Origin of the sequence: Rhodococcus sp. OK611 (assembly GCF_003050885.1) — a bacterium.
GTDB lineage: Bacteria > Actinomycetota > Actinomycetes > Mycobacteriales > Mycobacteriaceae > Rhodococcus_G > Rhodococcus_G oryzae.
In genome coordinates, this window is record NZ_QAOZ01000005.1 from 136,759 (window position 1) to 161,554 (window position 24,796).

A 24,796-nucleotide genomic window follows, 5' to 3' on the forward strand; every position below is an offset into this window, starting at 1 on the left:
CCGCACCGGCGGGCCCTCCCCGAGGCGCTCACCGGCGCCCAGGAGAGGAATCACATGAGCACCGCACTGCCCAGCTACGCCTCGGGAGTCTGGGATGCCCCCATGCTGGGCGACACCATCGGGGACAACTTCGATCGGACGGTCGCGGCGCACGGCGACCGTGACGCGCTCGTGGACCGGCCCTCAGACAGGCGATGGACCTATGCCGAGCTGGCCGCCGACGTGAACGGTGTCGCGGCGGGCCTGCTGCAGCGCGGGGTCGGCATGGGTGACCGGGTGGGCATCTGGGCCCCGAACTGCCCGGAGTGGACGCTGATCCAGTTCGCCACCGCGAAGATCGGCGCGATCCTGGTGAACATCAACCCCGCCTACCGGTCGCACGAATTGCAGTACGTGCTCGAGCAGGCGGGCATCAAGATGCTGGTGGCCGCGCCGAGCTTCAAGACCTCCGATTACGCCGGGATGATCGAGACGGTCCGGCCGCAGTGCGCCGACCTGGAATCGGTAATCCTGCTCGGCAGCACGGATTGGCAGGCGCTGGTCACGGACGGGACCGCAGCCCAGTCCGCCGACCCGTCGAGGCTGGCGACGGCGCAGTCCGCACTCTCGGCGGACGACCCGATCAACATCCAATACACCTCGGGTACAACGGGATTCCCGAAGGGTGCGACGCTCAGTCACCACAACATCCTCAACAACGGATTCTTCGTCGGCGAGCTGTGCCATTACACCGAGGCGGACCGGGTGTGCATCCCGGTGCCGTTCTACCACTGCTTCGGCATGGTGATGGGCAACCTCGCGTGCACCACCCACGGCGCGACCATGGTGATCCCCGGCCCCGCGTTCGATCCGAAGGCCACCCTCGAGGCCGTGCAGGCCGAGCGGTGCACCTCCCTGTACGGGGTGCCGACGATGTTCATCGCCGAGCTCGCCGACCCGGACTTCGCGAGCTACGACCTGTCCAGCCTGCGCACCGGGATCATGGCCGGTTCGCCGTGCCCGGTCGAGGTGATGAAGCAGGTGATCGAGCAGATGGGAATGGCGGAGGTGTCCATCTGTTACGGCATGACCGAGACCTCGCCGGTCTCGCTGCAGACCCGATCCGACGACACGATCGAGCAGCGGGTGTCCACCGTCGGCCGGGTGGGTCCGCACCTGGAGGTGAAGATCGTCGACCCGGCGACGGGGCTGACGCTGCCCCGGGGACAGGCGGGCGAGCTGTGCACGCGCGGGTACTCGGTGATGCTCGGCTACTGGGAGAACACCCCGGAGAAGCCTGCCGGAGCGGAGCCTGCGGAGCGACCATACAAACTGGGGCCCATCGACACCGCACGGTGGATGCACACCGGCGACATCGGAGTGATGGACGCCGACGGCTACGTCGCCATCACCGGCCGGATCAAGGACATGGTGATCCGCGGTGGCGAGAACATCTATCCCCGCGAGATCGAGGAATTCCTCTACTCGCATCCGGACATCCTCGACGCCCAGGTGATCGGCGTGCCGGACGCGAAGTACGGCGAGGAACTGATGGTGTGGATCCGGATGCGTGAGGGCGCGCCGGAGCTGGACGCGGACTCGGTGCGGGCCTTCTGCGCGGGGAAGCTGGCGCACTACAAGATCCCGAAGTACGTCCACGTCGTGGACGAGTTCCCGATGACGGTGACCGGCAAGATCCGCAAGATCGACATGCGCGAGCAGTCCGTCGAGTTGATCGGGCGGGGCTAGGCGGGCCGGCTGATGAACCCCGGCGAGACGAGCGGGCGGGAACCGGTCCGGCCCGAGATAGCGCTGTCCTGGAAGCGATCCGCGTTGAGTGGCGTCGGCCCGGGGGACGGCTTCGACGCTGACCCGGCAACCGACCTGGACCTCTCCAGCCGATTGCTGCGGGCCGCGCGCCCGATCCTCGACGAGGTTGCGATCCAGATCGCGGGCACCGGGCTGTGCCTCCTGCTCGCCGACCGGGACTGCCGGATCGTGGCGCGGGTGTTCGACAACCATCAGGTCGAGCGGAAGATGGAGAAGCTCGGCGCGGTGATCGGCTCGAGGTTCGGTGAGGACACCGCGGGCACCAACGCGATCGGTACCCCGGTCGAGGTGCGGCGCGGAATCGTCATCAACGGCGAGGAGCACTACCTGGAGCGCCTGAAGGGGCTGAGCTGCTACGGGCATCCGATCCTGCATCCGGTGACGCACAGGGTCGAGGGGATCCTGGACATGACCTGCATTGCCCCGCGGGCGAACTCGCTGTTCGCGCCCTTTCTGCAGCGCGCCGCGGCGGACATCGAGCGGCGCCTGCTCGAGGGTTCGCGGGCGTCGGAGCAGCGGTTGGTGGACGCCTTCCAGCGGGTATCGCCGCAACGCCATGTCGCCGTCGCCGCGATCGGCGAGGACATCCTGCTGAGCAACCGGACCGCGCTCGATCTCCTCGACGTGGCCGACCACGCCGCGCTGCGCGGGCTCGCGGCCGACCTTTTGCCGGACCAATCGCGCACGGTGAACCTCGAACTGGCCTCCGGCCAGCTGGCGAAGGTGCAGGCCGACCGGATCGCCGGAACGAACGGGGGCACACTGTTTCTGGTCGAGCAGGTGCACCGACAGCACGTGCCGATCAGGCGCCGCGCCGACCGTGCGGGGGTCGTGGACCGGGCGCGCTCGGAATTGCGACGGGTGCGCGCGACCGCCGAGTCCGTTGCGATCGTCGGCGAGTCCGGTTCGGGCCGCACCACGGCCGTGCGCGATCTCGCAGGCGTCGACGCCGTGCACTGGACGGATGCCTCGCGGATACCGATAGTCGGGCAGGGTCGATGGTTGTCGGCGCTGCTGGAGCAGGCATCGACGTCGGGTGGCGTGCTGGCCGTCGAACACGCGCACCTGTTGCCCGCGTCGATACTTCCCGTGGTCACGGACCTCCTGGTCGCCGAGGGCGGACCTCGGATGGTGCTGACGAGCAGCCCGATCGAGGAACTCCCCCCGGCCGCGGCGGCGATGATCGCGCGGTGCCCCGAGCGCATCGCGGTGCCCCCGCTCCGTCAGCGGCTCGGCGAACTGCCGGAGATCGCCCAGGCGATGCTCGACGAGATCGAGCCCGGGCTGAGCCTGACCTCGACCGCGCTCGAGGCACTGGTGGCAGGGGAGTGGCCGGGCAACCTGACCGAGTTGCGGGTGGTGCTGACCAGGACGGCGCGCGACCGCGCGAGCACCAGGCTCGGGCTCGCGGATCTGCCCGATGCGTACCGGACCAGCTCGCGCGTCTCCCGCCTCGCGGGCCGCGAGCGTGCGGAACGCCAGGCGATCATCGATGCATTGCAGGAATGCGGCGGAAACAAGGTGCATGCCGCCGCGAAGCTCGGAATCAGCCGTAGCACACTGTATTCGAGAATCCGTGCGCTCGAGGTGACGCCCTAGGGCTGTCCGGAAGTCGCACAGTTATCCGTATCGGAACCGGCGAAGTATGGCGTGCATCACACACCAACTCTCGCAGGAGGAACCGATGACGGCGATCGCCGATTTCCCGCTCAAGACCGAGGTGCAGGGGTTCTTGACCGGCGGCCCGAAGAAGCTGCTGATCGGCGGCGAATGGACCCCGGCCGCCTCGGGTCGCACCTTCCCGACCTACGACCCCGCGACCGGGAACGCGCTGACCGAGGTCGCACATGGTCAGGCCGAGGACGTCGACCGGGCGGTTCGCGCCGCGCGGGTGGCGTTCGACGACGGCCCGTGGCCCGGCATGAAGCCGAACGAGCGCGAGCGCCTGCTCTGGCGCGTCGGCGACATCCTCAGCGAGCGGGCCGAGGAGTTCGGTCAGCTCGAGGCGCTCGACAACGGCAAGTCGGCGGGCATCGCGTCCGCGGTGGATGTCGCCTGGGCCGCGGACGTGTTCCGCTATTACGCCGGCTGGGCAACCAAGATCGAGGGCAGCACGGTCAACGTGTCGATGCCCTTTGCGCCGGGTGCCCAGTTCCACGCCTACACGTTGCGCGAGCCGGTGGGTGTGTGCGGGCTGATCGTGCCGTGGAACTTCCCGCTGCTGATGGCCTCGTGGAAGCTGGCGCCCGCACTCGCCGCAGGTAACACCGTCATCCTCAAGCCCGCCGAGCAGACGCCGCTGACGGCGCTATTGCTCGGTGAGGTGTTCCAGGAGGCAGGCTTCCCGCCCGGCGTCGTGAACATCATCAGCGGATTCGGTGACGCGGGCGCCGCGCTGTCCGCGCACGACGACGTCGACAAGATCGCCTTCACCGGCTCGACCGAGGTCGGGAAGAAGATCGTCGAGGCCGCCAAGGGCAACCTGAAGAAGGTCTCCCTCGAGCTCGGCGGCAAAAGCCCGAACATCGTCTTCGCGGACGCCGATTTCGATGCCGCCGTGGAGGGTTCGCTCAATGCCTGGCTCTTCAACCACGGTCAGTGCTGTGTCGCCGGGACGCGGCTGTTCGTCGAGGACAGGATCTTCGACGAGTTCACCCAGGCGGTCGCCGACGCGGCGAGCCAGGTGAAGATCGGACCCGGTCTCGACCCGGCGACCCAACTGGGCCCGCTCGTCTCGCAGGAACAGTTCGACAAGGTGACCGGCTACCTGCGCGAGGGCCTCGCGGACGGCGCCCGGGCGCTGACCGGCGGCAAGCGGTGGGGCGAGACCGGTTACTTCGTCGAGCCGACCGTCTTCGTGGACGTCAAGCCGGAGTTCAGCATCGTCCGCGAGGAGATCTTCGGCCCCGTGGTCGCGGCGCTGCCGTTCAACGCCGAGGCCGGCGTCGCCGCTGCCGCGAACGACTCGATCTACGGCCTGGCCGCGGGAATCTGGACCCGCGACATCTCCAAGGCGCACCGCACCGCGCGGCAGATCAAGGCCGGCTCCGTGTGGATCAACCAGTACAACGGCTTCGACACCGCGATGCCCTTCGGTGGATACAAGCAGTCCGGCTGGGGCCGCGAGCTGGGGTCGGCCGGACTCGACGCCTACACGATCACCAAGTCCGTCAACATCGCGCTCTGACAACAACTTACGAGGAGAAACCATGAAGACGACCGCAGCCGTGCTCCTGGAGCCCGGAAAGCCGTTCGAGTTGATGGAGCTCGATCTGGACGGCCCCGGCCCCGGTGAGGTGTTGATCAAGTACACCGCCGCTGGCCTGTGCCACTCGGACCTACACCTGACGGACGGTGACCTGCCGCCGCGCTATCCGATCGTCGGTGGGCACGAGGGATCGGGGATCATCGAGGAAGTCGGGCCGGGCGTCACGAAGGTCAAGCCCGGCGACCACGTGGTGTGCAGCTTCATCCCGAACTGTGGCACCTGCCGCTACTGCTCGACGGGCAGGCAGAACCTCTGCGACATGGGTGCCACCATCCTGGAGGGTTCGATGCCGGACGGCACCTTCCGGTTCCACTCCAAGGGAACCGATTTCGGTGCCATGTGCATGCTCGGCACGTTCGCCGAGCGGGCCACCATCTCGCAGCACTCGGTGGTCAAGGTGGACGACTGGCTGCCGTTGGAGACCGCGGTGCTGGTCGGCTGCGGGGTCCCCTCGGGGTGGGGAACCGCGGTCAACGCGGGCAACCTGCACGCGGGTGACACCGCCGTCATCTACGGCATCGGCGGCCTTGGCATCAACGCCGTGCAGGGAGCGGTCAGCGCGGGCTGCAAGTACGTGGTCGTCGTCGATCCGGTGGCCCTCAAGCGCGAGACCGCGCTGAAGTTCGGCGCCACCCATGCCTTCGCCGACGCGGCGAGTGCCGCCGAGAAGGTGAACGAACTGACCTGGGGCCAGGGCGCCGACGCCGCCCTGATCCTGGTCGGCACCGTGGACGCGGAGGTCGTGTCCGCGGCGACCGCGGTGATCGGCAAGGGCGGCACCGTCGTCATCACGGGGCTGGCCGATCCGGCGAAGCTCACCGTGCAGGTGTCCGGCTGCGACCTGACGCTGAACCAGAAGACCATCAAGGGCTCGCTGTTCGGGTCCATGAATCCGCAGTACGACATCGTCAAGCTGCTGCGGCTCTACGACGCGGGTCAGCTCAAGCTCGACGAGCTGATCACCACGCAGTACCGCCTCGAGGACGTCAATCAGGGTTACGAGGATCTACGCAGCGGCAAGAACATCCGCGGGGTGATCGTGCACGCCTGACCGGTGACGCCGGTTCCCCCGACCGGCCGTGCACCGAGTGCCCCGCTCTCCGGACCACAGGAGAGCGGGGCACCGCCGGTCTGGGGCGGCAGGGGTTCCTCCGACGACGTCACCGTGTCACTATCAAGATCGACAACCCAGCACGCGATCGCGCGACTGAGGTGGCACGAGAGGAGCCCACAATGATCGGCGACATCATCGGCACCATCATCTTCGGCGCGGTCATCGGCGTGCTCGCACGCCTGGTGATCCCTGGCAAGCAGGCAATGGGATGGGTCATCACCGTCCTGCTCGGCATCGCCGGTGCACTCATCGGGTACTGGATCTGGGGCATGATCAGCGACACCGGCGACACGAAGGGCATCGACTGGTGGCGCTGGATCATCAGCATCGCGGCAGCGGCCGTGCTGACCCTCGGTTACACCGCGCTGACGAGGAAGGAGTAGCCGCGACCGGCGTGCCGCCGCGGCGTCTGCGGCCGACCCCATCCGGGTAGGGACTCAGTGGTAGTCGATGTCGGGCGCCGAACGTTTGTCTACGCGGTGCTACTCGCGGCCCTGGCCGGCTACGTCGATGCCATGGGGTACATCACCCTTGGCGGGTTCTTCGTCTCGTTCATGAGCGGGAACTCCACTCGCATGGCGGTCGGTGCGGTCGACGGCCACTGGCATGTCGCCGCGGTCGGCGCCGCGGTCATCGGGCTGTTCGTGCTCGGTGTGGTGCTGGGTTCGGTGTTGGGGCGGATTGCTCACGCGCGCCGCAGATCGATTGTGATGTGCCTCGTCGCGGGCCTGCTGGTTGCGGCGGTGACGGCCTCGGCCATCGGCCCGCGGCAGGTCGTGGTCGCCGCGCTGGCGTTGGCGATGGGGGCGGAGAACACCGTGTTCGAGCGGACGGGCGAGTCCTCGATCAGCCTCACCTACATGACCGGCACGCTGGTCAAGCTGGGGCAGCGCATCGCCGCGGCGCTGACCGGCGGGCCGCGGTGGGAGTGGGTACGGTTCGCCGGGCTGTGGCTCGGCCTGGTGCTCGGGGTGGCCGCGGGCGCGGCGGTGCACCGCGGGGTCGGGCTGGCCGGCCTGTGGGCCGCGGTCGCGTTGGCGCTGCTGCTCGCGGTGCTGTTTGCGCGGGATCGCCTCAGCGCGGCGCGTGACATCCCGTCGATCGGGCCGTAGGCCGGAGCCGGCCGCGCACAGCTTTTGTTGAGAACGCACAGGATTTGGCGCCCCAAAGGGGGTGCGACCTTGTGAAGGGGTGTGCGTCCTCACGGCGAGGGCGCCGAGGCCTCAGACCCCAGGAGCCAGCGCCGCCGCCGTCATCGCGCGCAGCACCGCCCTGGTGTGGGCGGGAGCGGACGGGTTCACGCTGTGCGGGGTGGAGTTGATCAGGCCGAACGTCGCGTGCGCCTTGATCCGGGCATCCGACTCCGCCAGGTCCGCGTCGACCTTCCGGAGGACCTCGACCCACACCTCGACGTAGCGGCGCTGGAACTGCCGGACCTGCCTGCGCTCGGCCGCGGGCAGCGACTCCAGGTCGCGGTCCTGCACTCGAATGAGGTCGGGCTCGCCGAGCGCGAAGTCGAGGTGGAACTCGATCAGGCCGGCGAGCGCCTCGTCCGGGGTCGAGGCCACGTCGGCGACGGAGATACCGCCCTCGAGCAGGCGACGGCTGATGTCGACCAGCAGTTCGACCAGCAGCGCCTCCTTGTTGGGGAAGTGCCGGTAGACGGCGGGGCCGCTGATCCCGACCGCGGATCCGAGGTCCTCGAGGCGAACCCCGGCGAAACCACGCTCGGCGATCAGGCGGGCGGCGGCCTGCAGGAGCTGCCGACGGCGATCTGCTTTCGCGCGGCCGCGCTTGGTCAGCGCCGAATCATCGGTTGTCACGTCGGCACCTCCCTTCAACCTGTGGGTCTGGACAACTCAGTTAATCATAGTTATCTTAGATTCGGTTATTGGCAATTAACTGACCGCGAACCGATCTGAGCAGACAGGGCGACGACATGACCATCGACGGGGAGCGCAACCGGGGCGAGCACGTACGCCTGGTGACCGAGCTGCGCGAGCGGCTCGCGACCGCTGCGCTCGGCGGCAGTGAGCAATCGCGACAACGCCACGTGAGCAGGGGCAAGCTGCTGCCGCGCGAGCGGGTGGACACCCTGCTGGATCCGGGCAGCCCGTTCCTCGAGTTCTCGCCGCTGGCCGCGAACGGCATGTACGACGACGAGTGCCCCGGCGCGGGCGTGATCGCCGGCATCGGTCGGGTCTCCGGTCGCGAGTGCGTCATCGTGGCCAACGACGCCACCGTCAAGGGTGGCACCTACTACCCGATGAGCGTGAAGAAGCACCTGCGCGCGCAGGAGATCGCGCTGCAGAACAACCTGCCGTGCCTCTACCTGGTCGACTCCGGCGGCGCCTTCCTGCCCCGCCAGGACGACGTCTTCCCCGATCGCGAGCACTTCGGGCGCATCTTCTTCAACCAGGCCAACCTGAGCGCCAAGGGCGTCCCGCAGATCGCCGCGGTAATGGGCTCCTGCACCGCGGGCGGCGCCTACGTCCCCGCGATGAGCGACGAGGCCGTCATCGTGCGCAACCAGGGCACCATCTTCCTCGGTGGCCCGCCGCTGGTGAAGGCCGCGACCGGCGAGGTCGTCACGGCCGAGGACCTGGGCGGAGGTGACCTGCACTCGAAGGTCTCCGGCGTCACCGATCACCTCGCGGAGGACGATCAGGACGCGCTGCGCATCGTGCGGCGGATCGTCGCGACCTTCGGCCCGCGCACGGACCGGCCATGGGACGTGATCCCGACGGTCGAGCCGACCGCGCCGCAGGCGGAGCTCTACGACGTCGTCCCGACGGACCCGCGCACCCCGTACGACGTGCACGAGGTGATCACCCGGATCGTGGACGGTGGCGCCGGCGGTGCCGGCAATGGATCCGGCTTCCAGGAGTTCAAGGCGGAGTACGGCAAGACCCTGGTCACCGGCTTCGCCCACATCCACGGACACCCGGTCGGCATCGTCGCCAACAACGGCGTGCTCTTCGCCGAGTCCGCGATGAAGGGCGCCCACTTCATCGAGCTGTGCGACAAGCGCAGCGTGCCGCTGCTGTTCCTGCAGAACATCGCAGGGTTCATGGTCGGCCGCGATTACGAGGCGGGCGGCATCGCCAAGCACGGCGCCAAGATGGTGACCGCGGTGGCGTGCGCACGCGTCCCGAAGCTCACCGTGGTGATCGGCGGCTCGTACGGCGCGGGCAACTACTCGATGTGTGGCCGCGCCTACTCGCCCCGGTTCCTGTGGATGTGGCCGAACGCGCGGATCTCGGTGATGGGCGGCGAGCAGGCGGCCTCGGTGCTGGCCACCGTCCGCAGCGACCAGCTCGACGCCTCGGGCAAGCCCTGGTCCGCCGAGGACGAGGAGTCCTTCAAGGCGCCGATCCGGGCGCAGTACGAGGCACAGGGCAACCCCTACTATTCGACCGCCCGACTGTGGGACGATGGAATCATCGACCCCGCGGACACCAGAACTGTTCTAGGACTGGCACTTTCGGCGTGCGCTCAGGCGCCGCTCGAGCCGGTCTCCTACGGCGTCTTCAGGATGTGAGTGAGATGACTGAATTTTCCACCGTTCTCGTCGCCAACCGCGGCGAGATCGCGGTCCGCGTCATCCGCACCCTGCGTGCCATGGGCATCCGCTCGGTGGCGGTGTACAGCGAGGCGGACGCAGGCGCGCGACACGTGCGCGAGGCCGACACCGCGGTCCTGCTCGGCCCCGCGGCGGCGCGCGAGAGCTACCTCGACATCGTCAAGGTGGTCGACGCGGCGAAGCGGACGGGTGCCCAGGCGGTGCACCCCGGCTACGGATTCCTCTCTGAGAACGCGGCCTTCGCGGCCGCCCTCGAGGACGCGGGCATCGCCTTCCTCGGGCCCTCCGCCCGGGCCATCGAGGTGATGGGCGACAAGATCACCGCCAAGAACGCGGTGGCCGAGTTCGACGTCCCTGTGGTGCCCGGCATCGCCAGGCCCGGACTGACCGACGCCGAGCTGATCGCCGCGGCCGTGGACATCGGGTACCCGGTTCTCGTGAAGCCGTCCGCGGGCGGCGGCGGCAAGGGCATGCGGCTGGTCGAGGAGCCGGACAAGCTCGCCGACGCGCTGGCCAGCGCGCGCCGAGAGGCCGCCTCCGCCTTCGGCGACGACACCCTGTTCCTCGAGCGGTTCGTGCTGCGCCCCCGGCACATCGAGGTGCAGATCCTCGCCGACACCCACGGCAACGTCGTACACCTCGGCGAGCGCGAGTGCAGCCTGCAGCGTCGTCACCAGAAGGTCATCGAGGAGGCGCCGTCGCCGCTGCTCGACGAGGCCACCCGCGCCCGGATCGGCGAGGCGGCCTGCAACACCGCGCGGAGCGTCGACTACACCGGCGCGGGCACTGTGGAGTTCATCGTCTCCGCGGACCGCCCCGACGAGTTCTTCTTCATGGAGATGAACACGCGCCTGCAGGTGGAGCACCCGGTCACCGAGATGGTCACCGGGCTCGATCTGGTCGAGTGGCAGGTCCGGGTTGCCGCAGGCGAGAAGCTCGGCATCTCCCAGGACGAGATCACCATGACCGGCCATGCCATCGAGGCCCGCGTCTACGCCGAGGACCCCGCCCGCGGCTTCCTGCCGACGGGCGGACTGGTCCTCGACGTCGTGGAGCCGTCCGGCCCCGGTATCCGGATCGATTCGGGCCTGCGGGCGGGAACCGAGGTCGGCAGCGACTACGACCCGATGCTGTCGAAGGTCATCGCGCACGCCGCCGACCGCGCCGGGGCGCTGCGCAAGCTCGACCGGGCGCTCGCCGACACCGCGGTGCTCGGTGTGGTCACCAACATCGACTTCGCGCGGTTCCTGCTCGCGGACCCGGACGTCGTCGCGGGCCGCCTCGACACCGGTCTGCTCGACCGCAGGCTCGAGGACTATGTCGCGGCCGACGCCTCGGATGCGCAGTTCATCGCGGCGGGCGCCTACCGGTGGCTGACGCGCTGGCCCCAGGGCACCGAGGCCGACCTGTGGGAGCGACCGACCGGCTGGCGGGTCGGTACCCCGGCGCCGACCAGCATCCGGCTCGCCTCGCCTGCCCGCACCGACCACGTGCGGATCATCGGTACGCCCGGCGACGCGCTGGTGTCGATGGAGGATGGCGAAACACGAAGGCTGACCGCATCATTGGACGGTTCCACGCTGTCCGTCGCGGTGGACGGATTGCGGGCGAGCTACCTGGTGGCCGCCCACGACGGTCACATCTGGCTCTCGGGCACCGACGGGACCGCGGTCCTTCGCGAGGTTCGGGAGGTCAGTGTCCGCACGGGTGACGCGCACGCGGGGGAGGCCGAGATCACCAGCCCGATGCCGGGCGCGGTCATCGCGGTCGGCGTGGAGCACGGCGCGACCGTCGCCGCGGGCACCGCGGTGGTCGTGGTCGAGGCGATGAAGATGGAGCACTCGCTGACCTCGCCCATCGACGGCACCGTCGAGTTGCTCGTCGCGGCGGGCGACCAGGTGAAGGTCGACCAGATCCTCGCTCGCGTGATCCCACATGCATCCGAAACTTCCGATAACTCAGGACAACCCGAACTCGCAGAGACGACAACGAAGGGCGCCGCGTCATGACCGATTACCTCTCCTCCGGATCGCTGCCCGACGAGTACCAGCAGCTCGCGAAGGTGGTCCGCGACTTCGCGCAGACCGTCGTCGCGCCGGTCGCCGCCGAGCACGACGCGAACCACACCTTCCCGTACGAGGTCGTCGCGGGAATGGCCGAGCTTGGCCTGTTCGGCCTGCCGTTCTCCGAGGAGTACGGCGGACAGGGCGGCGACTACTTCGCGCTGTGCCTCGCCCTCGAGGAGCTCGGCAAGGTCGACCAGTCCGTGGCCATCACCCTGGAAGCGGGCGTCTCGCTCGGCGCGATGCCGATCTACCGTTTCGGCAACGAGGCGCAGAAGCAGGAGTGGCTGCCGCAGCTCACGAGCGGCAAGGCGCTGGCCGCGTTCGGCCTCACCGAGCCGGGAGCGGGCAGCGACGCAGGGGGCACCAGGACCACCGCGAAGGAAGACGGCGGCGACTGGATCATCAACGGCAACAAGCAGTTCATCACCAACTCCGGCACCGACATCACCCGCCTGGTCACCGTCACCGCGGTCACGGGCGAGAAGGAGAACGGGAAGAAGGAGATCTCCACCATCCTGGTGCCGACCTCCACGCCGGGATTCACCGCGGAGCCGGCGTACAACAAGGTCGGCTGGAACGCCTCCGACACCCACCCGCTGACCTTCCAGGATGTTCGGGTGCCCCAGGAGAACTTGCTGGGCGAGCGCGGGCGTGGGTATGCGAACTTCCTGCGCATCCTCGACGAGGGTCGGATCGCGATCGCGGCGCTGAGCGTCGGTGCGGCGCAGGGCTGCGTGGACGAGTCGGTCAAGTACGCCAAGGAGCGCGAGGCGTTCGGCAAGCCGATCGGCGCCAACCAGGCCATCGCCTTCAAGATCGCGCGGATGGAGGTGCGCGCGCACGTCGCCCGCACCGCGTACTACGACGCGGCCGCACTCATGCTGGCGGGCAAGCCCTTCAAGAAGCAGGCCTCCATCGCCAAGCTGGTCGCCAGCGAGGCCGCGATGGACAACGCCCGCGACGCCACCCAGATCTTCGGCGGCTACGGCTTCATGAACGAGTACCCGGTCGCCCGGCACTACCGGGACAGCAAGATCCTCGAGATCGGCGAGGGCACCACCGAGGTGCAGCTGATGCTGATCGCGCGCGAGGCCGGGCTGTGAGCCAGCCCGACCGCAAGAGGGTCGTCCAGCGCGGGCTCTGGTTCGAGGAGTTCGAGACCGACGTCGTCTACGAGCACCGCCCCGGTCGCACCATCACCGAGGCGGACAACGTCCTGTTCACCACGCTGACGATGAACACTCAGGCGCTGCACCTGGACGCCGCGTTCAGCGAGCAGTTGCCGCCGTTCAACCAGCGGCTGGTGAACTCGATGTTCACGCTGTCCACCCTGGTCGGCCTGTCGGTCGCCCAGCTCACCCAGGGGACGATCGTCGCGAACCTCGGGTTCTCCGAGATCTCCTTCCCCAAGCCGCTCTTCCACGGCGACACCATGTACGCCGAGACGGTGATCACCGACAAGCGGGAGTCGAAGAGCAGGCCAGGCGAGGGCATCATCACCCTGGCGCACACCGCGCGGAACCAGCACGGCGACGTGGTGGCGATCGCGGTGCGCAAGACGCTGGTCAGGAAGAGGCCGTCATGACAGCGAACTCCGGTCACTCCTCGGGGTGGACACCGCCCGGCCCAGCCTGGCTCTTCTGCCCAGCGGATCGGCCGGAGCGCTACGCGAAGGCCGCGGCCGCCGCGGACGTCGTCATCCTCGACCTCGAGGACGGCGTCGCCCCCGCGGACAAGGCGGCCGCACGTCGCGCGCTGATCGACACCCCGCTCGACCCCGAGCGCACCGTGGTGCGGATCAACGCGGCGGGCACCGAGGACCAGGCGCTCGACCTGGAGGCGCTGCTACAGACCCGCTACCCGAGGGTGATGCTGCCCAAGTGCGAGTCGGCGGAACAGGTGCGCTCCCTCGCCCCGCGCCAGGTGATCGCCCTGATCGAGTCCCCGCTCGGCGCCCTGACGGTTGCCGAGTCCGCACAGGTCGCGAACGCGATCGGGGTGATGTGGGGTGCGGAGGACCTGGTCGCGGCGCTCGGTGGGAACGCCAGCCGCCACACCGACGGCTCCTATCGCGATGTGGCCAGGCACGTGCGCTCCGGCTCACTGCTGGCGGCCAAGGCACACGCCAGGTTCGCGCTGGACTCGGTCTACCTCGACATCAAAGACCTCGATGGTCTGCGCGCGGAGTCCCTCGACGCGGTCGCGGTCGGGTTCGACGCCAAGGTGGCAATCCATCCGAGCCAGGTCGCGGTGATCCGGGCCGCCTACGAACCGAGCGCGGAGGACCTCGCCTGGGCGCGCAGGGTGCTCGCCGCGGTGTCCGAGGAGCGCGGGGTCTTCGCCTTCGAGGGGAAGATGGTGGACGCGCCGGTGCTTCGGCACGCGGAGGCGATCGTCCGCCGGAGTGAATCGTTGTGAACAGTTCAGTCGCCGAGAAATCCGAAGTGGCTGAGAAATGTGAAGGGAACAGCAAGCTGATGTCCGAGTCCACTGTCATCGTCGCCGGAGCCCGTACCCCGATGGGTCGGCTCCTCGGTTCGCTGAAGGGCTTCTCCGGGTCCGATCTCGGTGGCATCGCCATCAAGGGCGCGCTGGAGAAGGCGGGCGTCGCGCCCGAGAGTGTCGAGTACGTGATCATGGGCCAGGTGCTCACCGCGGGCGCCGGTCAGATGCCCGCGCGCCAGGCGGCCGTCGCCGCGGGCATCCCGATGGACGTGCCCGCCCTGTCGATCAACAAGGTGTGTCTCTCTGGTGTCGACGCGATCGCGCTGGCCGACCAGCTGATCCGCGCGGGCGAGTTCGACATCGTGGTCGCCGGTGGCCAGGAGTCGATGAGCCGCGCACCGCACATGCTGGAGAAGAGCCGTGAGGGCTTCAAGTACGGCGACGTGACCATGCGTGACCACATGGCGTACGACGGCCTGCACGACATCTTCACCGACCAGGCGATGGGGCTGCTGACCGAGCAGGTCAACCAGCAGGAAGCCACCCACATCACCCGCGAGGAGCAGGACGCGTTCGCGGCGGCCTCGCACCAGAACGCCGCGCGCGCCTGGAAGAACGGCCTGTTCGACAACGAGGTCGTGCCGGTGGAGATCCCGCAGCGCAAGGGCGATCCGATCGTCTTCGCCGAGGATGAGGGCATCCGGGCCGACACCACCGTCGAGTCGCTGAGCACGCTGCGCCCTGCGTTCAGCAAGGACGGCACGATCACCGCCGGCTCGGCCTCGCCGATCTCCGACGGCGCCGCCGCCGTGGTCGTGATGAGCAAGGCCAAGGCGCAGGAGCTGGGCCTGAGCTGGATCGCCGAGATCGGCGCGCACGGCGTGGTGGCCGGCCCCGACTCCACCCTGCAGTCGCAGCCCGCACGCGCGATCGCCAAGGCCTGCGCGAAGGAGGGCATCGCACCAACCGATCTCGACCTCGTCGAGATCAACGAGGCCTTCGCGGCCGTCGGCATCGCGTCCACTCGCGAGCTCGGTCTGGACCCGGCCAAGGTCAACGTGAACGGCGGTGCGATCGCCGTCGGACATCCGCTCGGCATGTCCGGTGCGCGGATCGCGCTGCACCTGGCGCTGGAACTGGAGCGTCGCGGCGGTGGCGTCGGTGCGGCCGCGCTGTGCGGCGGCGGCGGTCAGGGTGACGCCCTGATCATCCGGGTCCCGAAGAAGTGACAGGCCAGGGCCAAGGGGAGGGCGACGGCAGGTTCGACGCCGGCCTCGCCGTCCGGCGTGAGGTGATGGGCGACGACTTCGTCGATCGCGCGTTGACCCGCGACCTCGGCACCGACAGCGAGGCGATCCAGCGGCACATCACCGAGACGGTATGGGGTTCGGTCTGGACCCGCGACGGTCTGAGCCGGCGGGACCGCAGCCTGCTGAACCTGGGCATGCTGACGGCGCTGCGCGCGGAATCGGAGCTGCGCGGGCACGTCCGCGGTGCACTCCGGAACGGCCTGAGCCGCGAGGAGATCACCGAGGCGATCATCCACACCAGCGGGTACTGCGGCGCGCCTGCCGCGCTCGCCGCGATGCGCGTGGTGCAGGAGGTCCTCACCGAGGACCTCGGGCCGAAACAGACTGACTGAGAGAGGACGAACCGCATGGAATCGCTTCAGCCGCAGTGGGAACCGACACGCGACGACGTGCGGAACGCCCGGATCACCGATTTCGCCTCATGGGTGGAGCGGGAGTACTCGGTGTCCGTGCCCGACTACCACTCGCTCTGGCGATGGTCGGTCGAGCATCTCGACGATTTCTGGCGGTCGGTCTGGGACTACTTCGGGCTCAGGTCCGCGACGCCGGTCGGCGAGGTGCTCGCGCAGGACCGGATGCCCGGTGCGGTGTGGTTCCCCGGGGTCCGGCTCAACTACGTCGACCAGGTGCTGCGCAACGAGCGCTCGGACCGGCCCGCCATCGTCTACTCCGGTGAGACGGCCGCCGAGGACGTCACCATGTCCTGGGCGGAGCTGCGCAGGCAGGCGGGTGCGCTGGCCGCGACCCTGCGGGCGAACGGCGTCGGTCCGGGCGACCGGGTGGTCGGCTACCTGCCGAACATCCCGGAGACCGTCGTGGCCTTCCTCGCGACGGCGAGCCTCGGCGCGATCTGGGCGGCCTGCGGCCAGGACTACTCGGCCCCCGCCGCCTTGGACCGGCTGGGCCAGCTCGAACCGTCGGTGCTGATCACCGCGGACGGCTACCGCTTCGGCGGCAAGCTGCACGACCGCCGCGACTCGATCGCGGAACTGCGGGCCGGGATGCCGAGCCTGACGACGACCGTGCTGGTGCGGCGGCTCGGTGCGGACCCAGGTTCCCAGTCCGGTGAGCCCGAGGGAGTCCTGTCCTGGGCCGCGGCGACCGCGGGCGAGGCGCCGCTCGAACCGGTGGGCGTCGACTTCGACCATCCGCTCTGGGTGGTGTTCTCCTCGGGCACCACCGGCCTGCCGAAGGGGATCGTGCACGGGCACGGCGGTGTGCTCCTCGAGCACCTGAAATCGGTTGCCCTGCAGATGGACATCGGGCCCGAGGACACCTTCTTCTGGTACACCAGCCCGAGCTGGATGATGTGGAACTTCCAGATCGCCGGACTGCTGGTCGGTGCCACCATCGTCTGCTTCGACGGCAACCCCGGGTACCCGGACGTCGATTCGCTGTGGGCGCTCACCGCGCGGCACCGGGCCACCGTGCTCGGCACCAGTCCGGGCTACGTGCTCGCCTGCGCGAAGGCGGGCGTGGTCCCGCGTCGCGACCACGACCTGAGTGCGCTGCGCACGGTGGGGATCACCGGATCGACACTGCCGGCGTCCTCCTCGCTCTGGATCGCCGAGAACGTCGGTGTGCCGGTGGCTTCCATCACCGGTGGCACCGACGTGGTCTCCGCATTCATCGGCGGCGCGCGCACCGTCCCGGTCTGGCCGGGCGAACTGTCCGCGCCCTTCCTCGGTGTCGCGCTCGAGGCCTACGACGAGGGCGGCGTGCCCATCCGTGGTGATGTGGGGGAACTGGTCATCACCAAGCCGATGCCGTCCATGCCGATCCGATTCTGGAACGACCCCGACGGAAAGCGCTACCACGACGCGTACTTCGACGACTTCCCCGGAGTGTGGCGGCACGGCGACTGGATCACCATCACCGAGCGGGGAAGCGTGCTGATGCACGGCCGCTCGGACTCGACGCTCAACCGCAACGGGATCCGGATGGGCAGCGCCGACATCTATCAGGCCGTCGAACGCCTGCCCGAGATCGCCGAGGCGCTCGTCATCGGGGCCGAGCAGCCGGACGGCGGGTATTGGATGCCCCTGTTCGTTGTGCTCGCGGACGGGGCGGTGCTCGACGGCGCGCTCGAGGATCGGATCAAGTCGACGATCCGCGAGCAGGCGTCGCCGCGGCACGTGCCCGACGAGATCATCGCGGCGCCCGGTGTCCCGCACACCCGCACCGGCAAGAAGCTGGAGGTGCCGATCAAGCGGATGTTCCAGGGCGCCGACGCGGACCGGATCCTCGATCGGAGCGCGATCGACGCCCCCGAGCTGATCGACTGGTATCTCCAGCAGAGGCCCTGACCTGGGCGGGAGATAATTGCGTCTCATCATGTAACTGAATTTTTGTGAAGTTCGCCATATTTTGCATCGCGTTCCCATACGCTGCAGCCAAGGCGGGCGGCAGCGCGGTTCCGCGACGGAGGGCGAGCGGGTAACCGCAGTTCAACGGGGTGGAACTGCGTTGGCGTCCGAGATGGAAGCTGCCCACATGCAAAGGACGCGCCGTGAACTTCAAGAGAATCGCCCCCGCGATCGCCGCTCTCGCGACCGCAAGCCTGCTCGCCGCGGGCTGTAGCAGCGACAGCGGCGCAGACGCGGCCGACAACGCCGCGACCGGTGATCCGATCAAGGTCGGTCAGATCGTGCCCATCGAGGCGCCGGGCCTCGGATCCGCCACCTACGCCGCGAGCACGGTCGCGTCGGTCGACGCATTCAACGAGCGGGGCGGCGTGAACGGACGCCCGCTCGAACTGCTGCAGTGCGACTCCATGGGCGATCCGAACAAGGAGGTCGACTGCGCGAACAAGATGGTCTCCGAGGGGGCAGTCGCGACCCTCGCAGACTTCACGCCGGCCTCGTCCGAGGCGACGTCGAAGATCCTGTTCGACGCCGGCATCGCCCGGGTCGGGCTGAACCCGGTGAACATGGCGGACTTCACCGCCACGAATGTCTACACCCCGTTCTCCGGCTCGCTGCTCAACCTGTACGGGATGATCGACATCCTGGTGGCGCAGGGCAAGACCAAGCTTTCCCTGATGCGTCCCGACCTGCCGGTCACCGCGCAGCTGGTCGGCCTGCTGACCCCGGCGGTACAGGCGAAGGGCGCCGAGATCGTCAACGACGTGGCGGTGGGCGCGGGCGCGACCGACTACACCCAGTTCATCGCCGCGGCCGAGCGCAATGACGCACAGGGCGTGATCATGGCGCTGGGCGCCACCGACGCCAACCCGATCGCCCAGGCGTTCGAGCAGCTCGGGTCGAAGCTGACCTTCGCGCTGGGGACGGCGGGCTTCACCCAGGCCGACCTGCAGGACCTCGGCACCTTCGCCACCAGCTCGACGTACACCAGCCCGACCCCCGCGCCCTCGTCGAGCACCGAGGACTTCCCCGGCCTCAAGGACTTCCTGGCGGACATGGACAAGTCCGGCAAGGAGGAGCTCGAGCTGCAGAACCTCACCGGCGATGCGGTGAACCCGTGGTTGTCGGTGCGCGCGTTCGGCGAGGTGGCAAAGAACCGGACGATCGACGCCGCGGACATCTGGAAGGGATTCGAGAACGCCAAGGACATCGACATGGCCGGCCTGATCCCGGCCTGGACTCCGGGAGCGGTGGAGCAGTTCGGGATCTTCCCGCGGATCTCGAACTCGATGATGTACAAGATGTCGTTCGACGGTGACGTGCTTGTCACCGATCCCACGCAGTACGACCTGCGCACCCCCACCGCCTAGTTCACGCCCCACCATGGAGATTGACGAATGACTGAGTTCTTGCAGTTCGCGATTCTCGGCCTGGGAGCGGGCTCCGCCTACGCGCTCCTGGCGCAGGGCATCGTGCTGGTTTACCGCGGATCCGGAGTGGTGAACTTCGCCCAGGGCGCGATCGCCATGGTGGGGGCCTACATATGCCTGGAAACCCTTCGGCACGACCAACACTGGGGGCTGCTGCCGGCCTTCCTGGTGGCGGTCGTGGTGGCCGGACTGATCGGCTTGGCATTTCAGCTGCTGGTGTTGCGGTGGCTCGCCAACGCCGCGCCGATCGTCCGGCTGGCCGCCACCCTCGGCCTGATGGTGATCCTGCAGGCGGGGGTGCAGCAGTACTACGGCAGTACGTCGATCCGGGTGAAGACCTTCCTGCCCGACGAGGCGTATCGCTGGGGAGGCGTTGTGGTGCAGCAGGATCGGATGATCCTGCTGGGTATCGCGATCCTGTCGACGGCTGCGCTATGGGCGTGGACCAACTTCACCCGGGTGGGCCTGGCAATCACCGCGTCCGCCGAGAACGAGCGGGCCGCCGCCGCGCTCGGCTGGTCGCCGCAGCGGCTCGCCACACTGACCTGGACCGTCGGCGGCGCCCTTGCCGGTGCGGCCGGCATCATGGTGGCGCCCCTGACCGGGCTCACCCCGTCGGCCTTCGTGGTGATCGTGACGGTCTCGGCGCTGGCCGCGGCGCTGCTCGGCGGCTTCCGTTCCTTCCCCCTGACCCTGATCGGCGGCCTGCTGCTCGGCGTGGGTGAGAGCCTGGTCGTCCTGTACCAGGACGACCTGCGGGATCTGCTCGGGATGGAAACGCTCACCGGCGTCAACCGGGCTGTGCCGTTCCTGGTGATCCTGGTGGTGCTGGTGGTGCGGGGGAAGGGGCTGCCGTTGCGCAGCCATGTCTCAGAGCGGCTGCCCAAGCTCGGTTCCGGCGAGATCCGCTGGCCGCTCGTCGTCCTCGGGATCCTGGTGGCCGTGGGCATCATCCTGGGCGGTGGCGACTGGCTGCGGTCGCTGACACTGACCCTGGCCGCGGCGGTGTTCCTGCTCTCGATCGTGGTGCTGACCGGCTTCGCCGGCCAACTCTCGCTCGCCCAGTACACCGTCGGCGGCCTGGGCGCGCTGTTCGCCGCGCGACTCGTCGGCGAGGCCGGCTGGCCACTGGTGCCCGCGGCCCTGGTGAGCGTGGCGGCGGTGATCGCGATCGGTGTGGTGTTCGCACTGCCGGCGTTGCGGACGCGCGGTGTGAACCTGGCGGTGGTCACCCTCGGACTCGGGTTCACCATCCAGGAGATGGTGTTCAACAACCCGACCTTCACCGGCGACAAGCTCGAGGGCTCGGTGAAGATCCATCAGCTGAGCCTGTTCGGACTCGATGTGACGCCCAGTGTCCATCCCGAGCGGTGGGCGACGGTGTGCCTCGTGGCGCTGGTCGTCTGCGGTCTGATTGTCGCGAACCTGCGGCGCTCGCGCACCGGGCGACGGCTCATCGCCGTGCGCACCAACGAGCGGGCCGCGGCCTCCCTCGGCATCAGCGTGTTCGGGGTCAAGATCTACGCCTTCGCGCTCGCGTCCGGCCTCGCCGCGGTGGCAGGCATCCTCCTCGGCCTGCGCAACACCGCCGTCACCTACCTCGAGTTCAACGTGTTCGCGTCGATCAACGCCGTGGTCCAGGCGGTGACCGGCGGCCTCGGGTTTGTCACGGGTAGCCTCATCGGCTCGCTCATGGCGCCCGGCGCGGTCTTCAGCCGGCTGCTGTCGGGCTTGGCCATCGCCGCGCTGCTCGGCGGCGTGATCCTCATCGTCACCCTGCTCACCAACCAGAACGGCATCGCCGACATGATCTCCCGCGGGGTGCGGAAGAACCCCGCACTGGCTGCGGTGCTGGCGCGCAAGAAGCGCCGTGGACATGAGCTGTCAGACGAGGCGCCCACCGGGTCGGTCACCCCGACGCCACTGACGGTGCGCGGCCTGACAGTCCGGTTCGGTGGTGTGACCGCCGTCGACGGCGTCGACCTCGACATCGCGCCCGGGCAGGTAGTGGGCCTGATCGGGCCCAACGGCGCAGGCAAGACCACCGTCATCGACGCCATCACCGGATTCGTCAGCCCCGCGGCCGGCAAGCTCACGCTGGGGGACCAGGACATCACCGGCTGGTCCACCGCGCGGCGCTCCAAGGGCGGCCTGCGCCGGTCCTTCCAGTCGCTCGAGCTGTTCGAGGACGTCACGGTCGGCGAGAACATCCACGCCGGCGCCGACGAGTCCACCTGGCTCGCCCGGCTCACCGACCTCGTCACCCCGGGCCGCCATCCCCTCTCACCGAGTGCATCGGCGGTGGTGCGGGACTTCGAGCTGGAGAACGACCTGGACGTGCTGCCGAGCGAGCTGTCATACGGCCAGCGCCGGCTGGTGGGTATCGCCCGCGCCGTTGCCTCCGCTCCCTCCGTCATCCTGCTCGACGAGCCGGCGGCCGGACTGGACGACGCAGAGAGTCGAGAACTCGCGGTCGCCATTCGGCACCTGGCCGTGCAACGCGGGGCCGGGGTGCTCCTGATCGAACACGACATGGGTCTGGTGATGTCCACCTGTGACCGGATCGTGGTGCTCGCAGCCGGCCAGGTGCTCGCGGCCGGCACGCCCGAGGAGATCGCCGCCAGCCCGGCGGTTCGCGACGCCTACCTGGGCACAGAAGACGACACGACGGAGGCAGCACGATGACCACCACCCAGGAGAAGGCCGTGCCGTCCACGACGGTGCTCGAATGCCAGGGCCTCAGTGCCGGCTACGGCGGGACCGTGGTGTGCCGCGGCCTCGACATCACCGTGCGTTCGGGGGAGGTGGTGGCGCTGATCGGAGCCAACGGCGCAGGCAAGTCCACGACGATGCTGACGGTGGCAGGCGAGTTGGCGCCGATCTCGGGCCGAGTGTCCGTGCTCGGTTCCGACAAGAAGGCATCGCTCGCCACCCTGGCGCGGCGCGGCCTGAGCTATGTCACCGAGGAGCGGTCGGTGATCATGGGGCTGACAGCCGCGGACAACCTGCGGCTGGCGGGCGTCAAGGCCGATGCCGCGTGCGCGATCTTCCCGGAACTGCGCGCGCTGCTCGGGCGACCGGCCGGCCTGTTGTCCGGCGGCGAGCAGCAGATGCTCACCCTGGCAAGGGCGCTGGCCAGGAACCCGAAGCTGCTGTTGGCGGACGAGCTGTCGCTCGGGCTGGCACCGCAGATCGTGGCGCGGCTCCTCGACGTGGTGCGGGCGGCCGCGGACACCCAGAATCTCGGGGTGTTGCTGGTTGAGCAGCACGTTCGCCAGGTCCTGCGGGTCGCGGATCGCGTGTACGTGATGCGCCGCGGTCAGGTGATGCTGGAGGGGACGGCCGCCGAGATCGGCGCGGACCTCGACGCGGTTCAGCGGGCCTATCTCTCGTCGGGTGAGCCGGGGGAGAGTGGTTAACAAGCAATTCGGTCAACTCTTGTACCCTTGGTCGGTCATCCGTCCTGGTCAGCGCGGGGCGTGACCCAAAAAGGAGCGAGGGGTGCGAGTGACGTCCGGAACGAAGTCGACGGTGGTCCGGGTGCCGAAGGCCGGTGAGTTGGTGGCAGCCAACCTGCGGCGCCGGATCATCACCGGCGAACTCAACGTGGGCGACCCGTTGCCCAACGAGGCCGTGCTCATGGAACAGTTCGGGGTGTCGCGGCCGACCCTGCGCGAGGCATTCCGGATCCTCGAATCCGAATCGATCATCACGGTGCTGCGCGGCGCACACGGGGGCGCGAGGGTCTTGGCGCCCGACGCATCGGTGGCCGCGCGGTACACCGGCCTGCTGCTGCAGTACCAGGGCACACCGCTCATCGACGTGTACCGGGCGCGGGCATCGCTGGAGGTGTCCGCGGTGGGAATGTTGGCCGAGGGCAACCGCGGCGAGGCACTCGCGACCTTCGCGGAACTGATCGAGGCGGGTGCCGACCTCGTGGAGGACTCCGCCGGGTTCGCCCGCCACGACGTCGATGTCCACCAGGCGCTCATCGACCTCGCCGGAAACCAGACGCTCGCGGTGCTCGGCGGGATGCTGGTGCACATCATCGATGCACACAACGCCCTCTTCATCGCCTCGCATGGCGGCGGCAACGAGCGTCCCGCCGCCCGTGCGGCGCATCGCGCCTATCTCAAGCTGCTCGGGCTGCTGCGCGAGGGCGATGCCACCGCCGCTCAGGAGTTCTGGCGCAAGCACCTCGACGCGATCGAGAAGTACATGATCGGCGACACCGAGACGACCCTCGTCGAGGTGTTGTCGTAGCTCTGTAGACCGTAGGGATCAGGGCACCTGGATCACCAGCGGCGGCAGCCCGGGTATCTGGACCTGGATCTGCGGCGGTGGGGGTGGGGCCGCGGGAACCGGCGCGGGCGCGGGCGGCGGTGGTTCCGGCGCGGGTGGGGGCGGTGCGGGCGCCGGTGGTGGTGGCTCGGGCGCCGGAGCGGGCGCCTGTCTCTGGACGGGTGGCGGCGCGACCGCGAGCGGCTCTAGTTGTGCCGCGGGCGGAGGCGGCGGGGGCGGGCCCGGGGGTGGCATCGGGGGCGGCGCGCCGGGCCGATCCGCCGGCTGCTGGGGTCCCGCCCCGATCGGTACGGCCGCGAGGCCGCCGGTCGTCAGGTCCACGACCGTGACCTGCGCCATCGGCTGCTGGGCGGGTTGTACGAGCAGTAGTCGCTCGGCGTCGTAGCCGGGCCACTCGTCCTCCGCCGCGGCAGGCTCCGAACTCGAGCGCGGATCGCTCAGCGGGCTTCCCCGCGCGCATCGGACCCGCGGCGTTCCGTGGTCGTCGATCAGCACGATGGTCCCGGCTTCGAGGACCGACTGATACGACGTCGCGCGCTGTCCGCTGTAGCCGTGGTTGGTCACCCTCGTGTCCGCGCGCAGCAGCACGGGCGTGAGGGTGCGCACGTAGCTCCGCACGTCGTCGACATCGAGCACGCCGGACCAGGCCTCCACCTTGACCGGATCGCTCTCGAGGTCTGCGACCAGCCGCTCCCGGTCGCACAGGACCCGGTCGAGGCTTCCGCCGTACAGACCGACGCGATCGCCTGAGACGCTGACGCCTGCGTCCGCGTTCGGGAGGTCGGCGCCGGGCGGACCGGGCGGGACGACCGTCGGGATCTGCGGGGGTAGCAGGCGGTCGGTCCAGGGCAACCGGCCGTCGGAGATCACCCGGTCCAGCGCCAGGGGCCGCGGCTGGGTCTCCTGTCCGTTCGAACACGCCGCGACCACCACGGCACACGCGACCACGAGCCATCGACCCGGCACGTGTCCCACACGTGGACCGGTCCTTGCGACAGTGCTTCGTCGGGCAGACCGTGCGGCCTGCCCGGCGATGACGGTGGCCACGCACACATCGTAAGCACTCGGTGGGGCGGCCGGGCTCTATTACGGGACCTCGGGCGCGG

20 protein-coding genes are annotated in these 24,796 nt (G+C 69.2%); 18 read left to right on the forward strand and 2 right to left on the reverse strand.

The genetic code is table 11. The features are described from left to right. Window positions 1-54 precede the first annotated feature (54 nt). The 6 genes from C8K38_RS08090 (at window position 55) to C8K38_RS08115 (ending at window position 7,303) form a co-directional block, all read left to right on the forward strand. A complete protein-coding gene (locus C8K38_RS08090; RefSeq protein ID WP_097211027.1) occupies window positions 55-1,728 on the forward strand; it encodes an AMP-binding protein in 1,674 nt (557 codons plus the stop codon). A 12-nt stretch (window positions 1,729-1,740) separates the two neighbouring features. Then, window positions 1,741-3,408 carry a sigma-54-dependent Fis family transcriptional regulator gene (locus C8K38_RS08095; RefSeq protein WP_097211028.1) on the forward strand — a complete coding sequence of 556 codons (1,668 nt, stop codon included), beginning with the start codon at window positions 1,741-1,743 and terminating at the stop codon, window positions 3,406-3,408. An 85-nt stretch (window positions 3,409-3,493) separates the two neighbouring features. Continuing rightward, window positions 3,494-4,996 (forward strand): aldehyde dehydrogenase family protein, encoded by a 1,503-nt coding sequence (locus tag C8K38_RS08100; RefSeq protein WP_097211101.1) that lies wholly within the window; start codon window positions 3,494-3,496, stop codon window positions 4,994-4,996. Window positions 4,997-5,018: 22 nt separating this feature from the next. Continuing rightward, entirely contained in the window at window positions 5,019-6,128 is a 1,110-nt protein-coding gene (locus C8K38_RS08105; RefSeq protein ID WP_097211029.1) for an NDMA-dependent alcohol dehydrogenase, read from the forward strand. Window positions 6,129-6,310: 182 nt separating this feature from the next. After that, window positions 6,311-6,574: a GlsB/YeaQ/YmgE family stress response membrane protein gene (locus C8K38_RS08110; protein WP_179800489.1), complete on the forward strand. Its 264-nt coding sequence runs from the start codon at window positions 6,311-6,313 to the stop codon at window positions 6,572-6,574. Window positions 6,575-6,631: 57 nt separating this feature from the next. Then, entirely contained in the window at window positions 6,632-7,303 is a 672-nt protein-coding gene (locus C8K38_RS08115; RefSeq protein WP_097211030.1) for a YoaK family protein, read from the forward strand. A gap of 111 nt (window positions 7,304-7,414) precedes the next feature. Here the strand turns inward: C8K38_RS08115 and C8K38_RS08120 are convergent, their stop codons facing one another. After that, the gene (locus C8K38_RS08120) at window positions 7,415-8,014 is read right to left on the reverse strand and encodes an SACE_7040 family transcriptional regulator (protein WP_097211031.1); all 600 of its coding nucleotides are present in this window, start codon (window positions 8,012-8,014) and stop codon (window positions 7,415-7,417) included. 116 nt (window positions 8,015-8,130) lie between these two features. Between C8K38_RS08120 and C8K38_RS08125 the strand changes: the two genes are divergently transcribed. The 12 genes from C8K38_RS08125 (at window position 8,131) to C8K38_RS08180 (ending at window position 23,651) form a co-directional block, all read left to right on the forward strand. Next, on the forward strand, window positions 8,131-9,732 hold the full coding sequence (locus C8K38_RS08125) for a carboxyl transferase domain-containing protein (RefSeq protein ID WP_097211032.1): 1,602 nt from the start codon (window positions 8,131-8,133) through the stop codon (window positions 9,730-9,732). Between the two features lie 5 nt (window positions 9,733-9,737). Next, on the forward strand, window positions 9,738-11,783 hold the full coding sequence (locus C8K38_RS08130; protein WP_097211103.1) for an acetyl/propionyl/methylcrotonyl-CoA carboxylase subunit alpha: 2,046 nt from the start codon (window positions 9,738-9,740) through the stop codon (window positions 11,781-11,783). Further along, entirely contained in the window at window positions 11,780-12,943 is a 1,164-nt protein-coding gene (locus tag C8K38_RS08135) for an acyl-CoA dehydrogenase family protein (RefSeq protein WP_097211033.1), read from the forward strand. Before C8K38_RS08130 ends, C8K38_RS08135 begins: the two co-directional genes overlap by 4 nt. Continuing rightward, window positions 12,940-13,425: a MaoC family dehydratase gene (locus tag C8K38_RS08140; RefSeq protein ID WP_077040797.1), complete on the forward strand. Its 486-nt coding sequence runs from the start codon at window positions 12,940-12,942 to the stop codon at window positions 13,423-13,425. Before C8K38_RS08135 ends, C8K38_RS08140 begins: the two co-directional genes overlap by 4 nt. Further along, on the forward strand, window positions 13,422-14,258 hold the full coding sequence (locus tag C8K38_RS08145; protein ID WP_097211034.1) for an HpcH/HpaI aldolase/citrate lyase family protein: 837 nt from the start codon (window positions 13,422-13,424) through the stop codon (window positions 14,256-14,258). Before C8K38_RS08140 ends, C8K38_RS08145 begins: the two co-directional genes overlap by 4 nt. A 59-nt stretch (window positions 14,259-14,317) precedes the next feature. After that, window positions 14,318-15,514, forward strand: a complete 1,197-nt coding sequence (locus C8K38_RS08150) for an acetyl-CoA C-acetyltransferase (RefSeq protein ID WP_097211035.1) — start codon at window positions 14,318-14,320, stop codon at window positions 15,512-15,514. Between the two features lie 65 nt (window positions 15,515-15,579). Next, window positions 15,580-15,927 carry a carboxymuconolactone decarboxylase family protein gene (locus C8K38_RS08155; protein WP_083742898.1) on the forward strand — a complete coding sequence of 116 codons (348 nt, stop codon included), beginning with the start codon at window positions 15,580-15,582 and terminating at the stop codon, window positions 15,925-15,927. 15 nt (window positions 15,928-15,942) lie between these two features. Next, window positions 15,943-17,901 (forward strand): acetoacetate--CoA ligase, encoded by a 1,959-nt coding sequence (locus tag C8K38_RS08160; RefSeq protein ID WP_097211036.1) that lies wholly within the window; start codon window positions 15,943-15,945, stop codon window positions 17,899-17,901. 203 nt (window positions 17,902-18,104) lie between these two features. Then, window positions 18,105-19,328, forward strand: coding sequence for an ABC transporter substrate-binding protein (locus tag C8K38_RS08165; RefSeq protein WP_179800490.1), 1,224 nt, complete (start codon window positions 18,105-18,107; stop codon window positions 19,326-19,328). Window positions 19,329-19,355: 27 nt separating this feature from the next. Then, entirely contained in the window at window positions 19,356-22,073 is a 2,718-nt protein-coding gene (locus C8K38_RS08170; protein WP_097211038.1) for an ABC transporter permease subunit, read from the forward strand. Beyond that, entirely contained in the window at window positions 22,070-22,807 is a 738-nt protein-coding gene (locus C8K38_RS08175) for an ABC transporter ATP-binding protein (RefSeq protein ID WP_097211039.1), read from the forward strand. The genes C8K38_RS08170 and C8K38_RS08175 overlap by 4 nt, the downstream gene beginning before the upstream one ends. Before the next feature lie 88 nt (window positions 22,808-22,895). After that, window positions 22,896-23,651, forward strand: coding sequence for a FadR/GntR family transcriptional regulator (locus tag C8K38_RS08180; RefSeq protein WP_097211040.1), 756 nt, complete (start codon window positions 22,896-22,898; stop codon window positions 23,649-23,651). An 18-nt stretch (window positions 23,652-23,669) separates the two neighbouring features. Here C8K38_RS08180 and C8K38_RS08185 read toward each other — a convergent pair whose 3' ends face one another. Then, complete coding sequence (locus C8K38_RS08185) at window positions 23,670-24,665, reverse strand: DUF6777 domain-containing protein (RefSeq protein ID WP_257017279.1); 996 nt, start codon at window positions 24,663-24,665, stop codon at window positions 23,670-23,672. Between the last annotated feature and the right edge of the window lie 131 nt (window positions 24,666-24,796).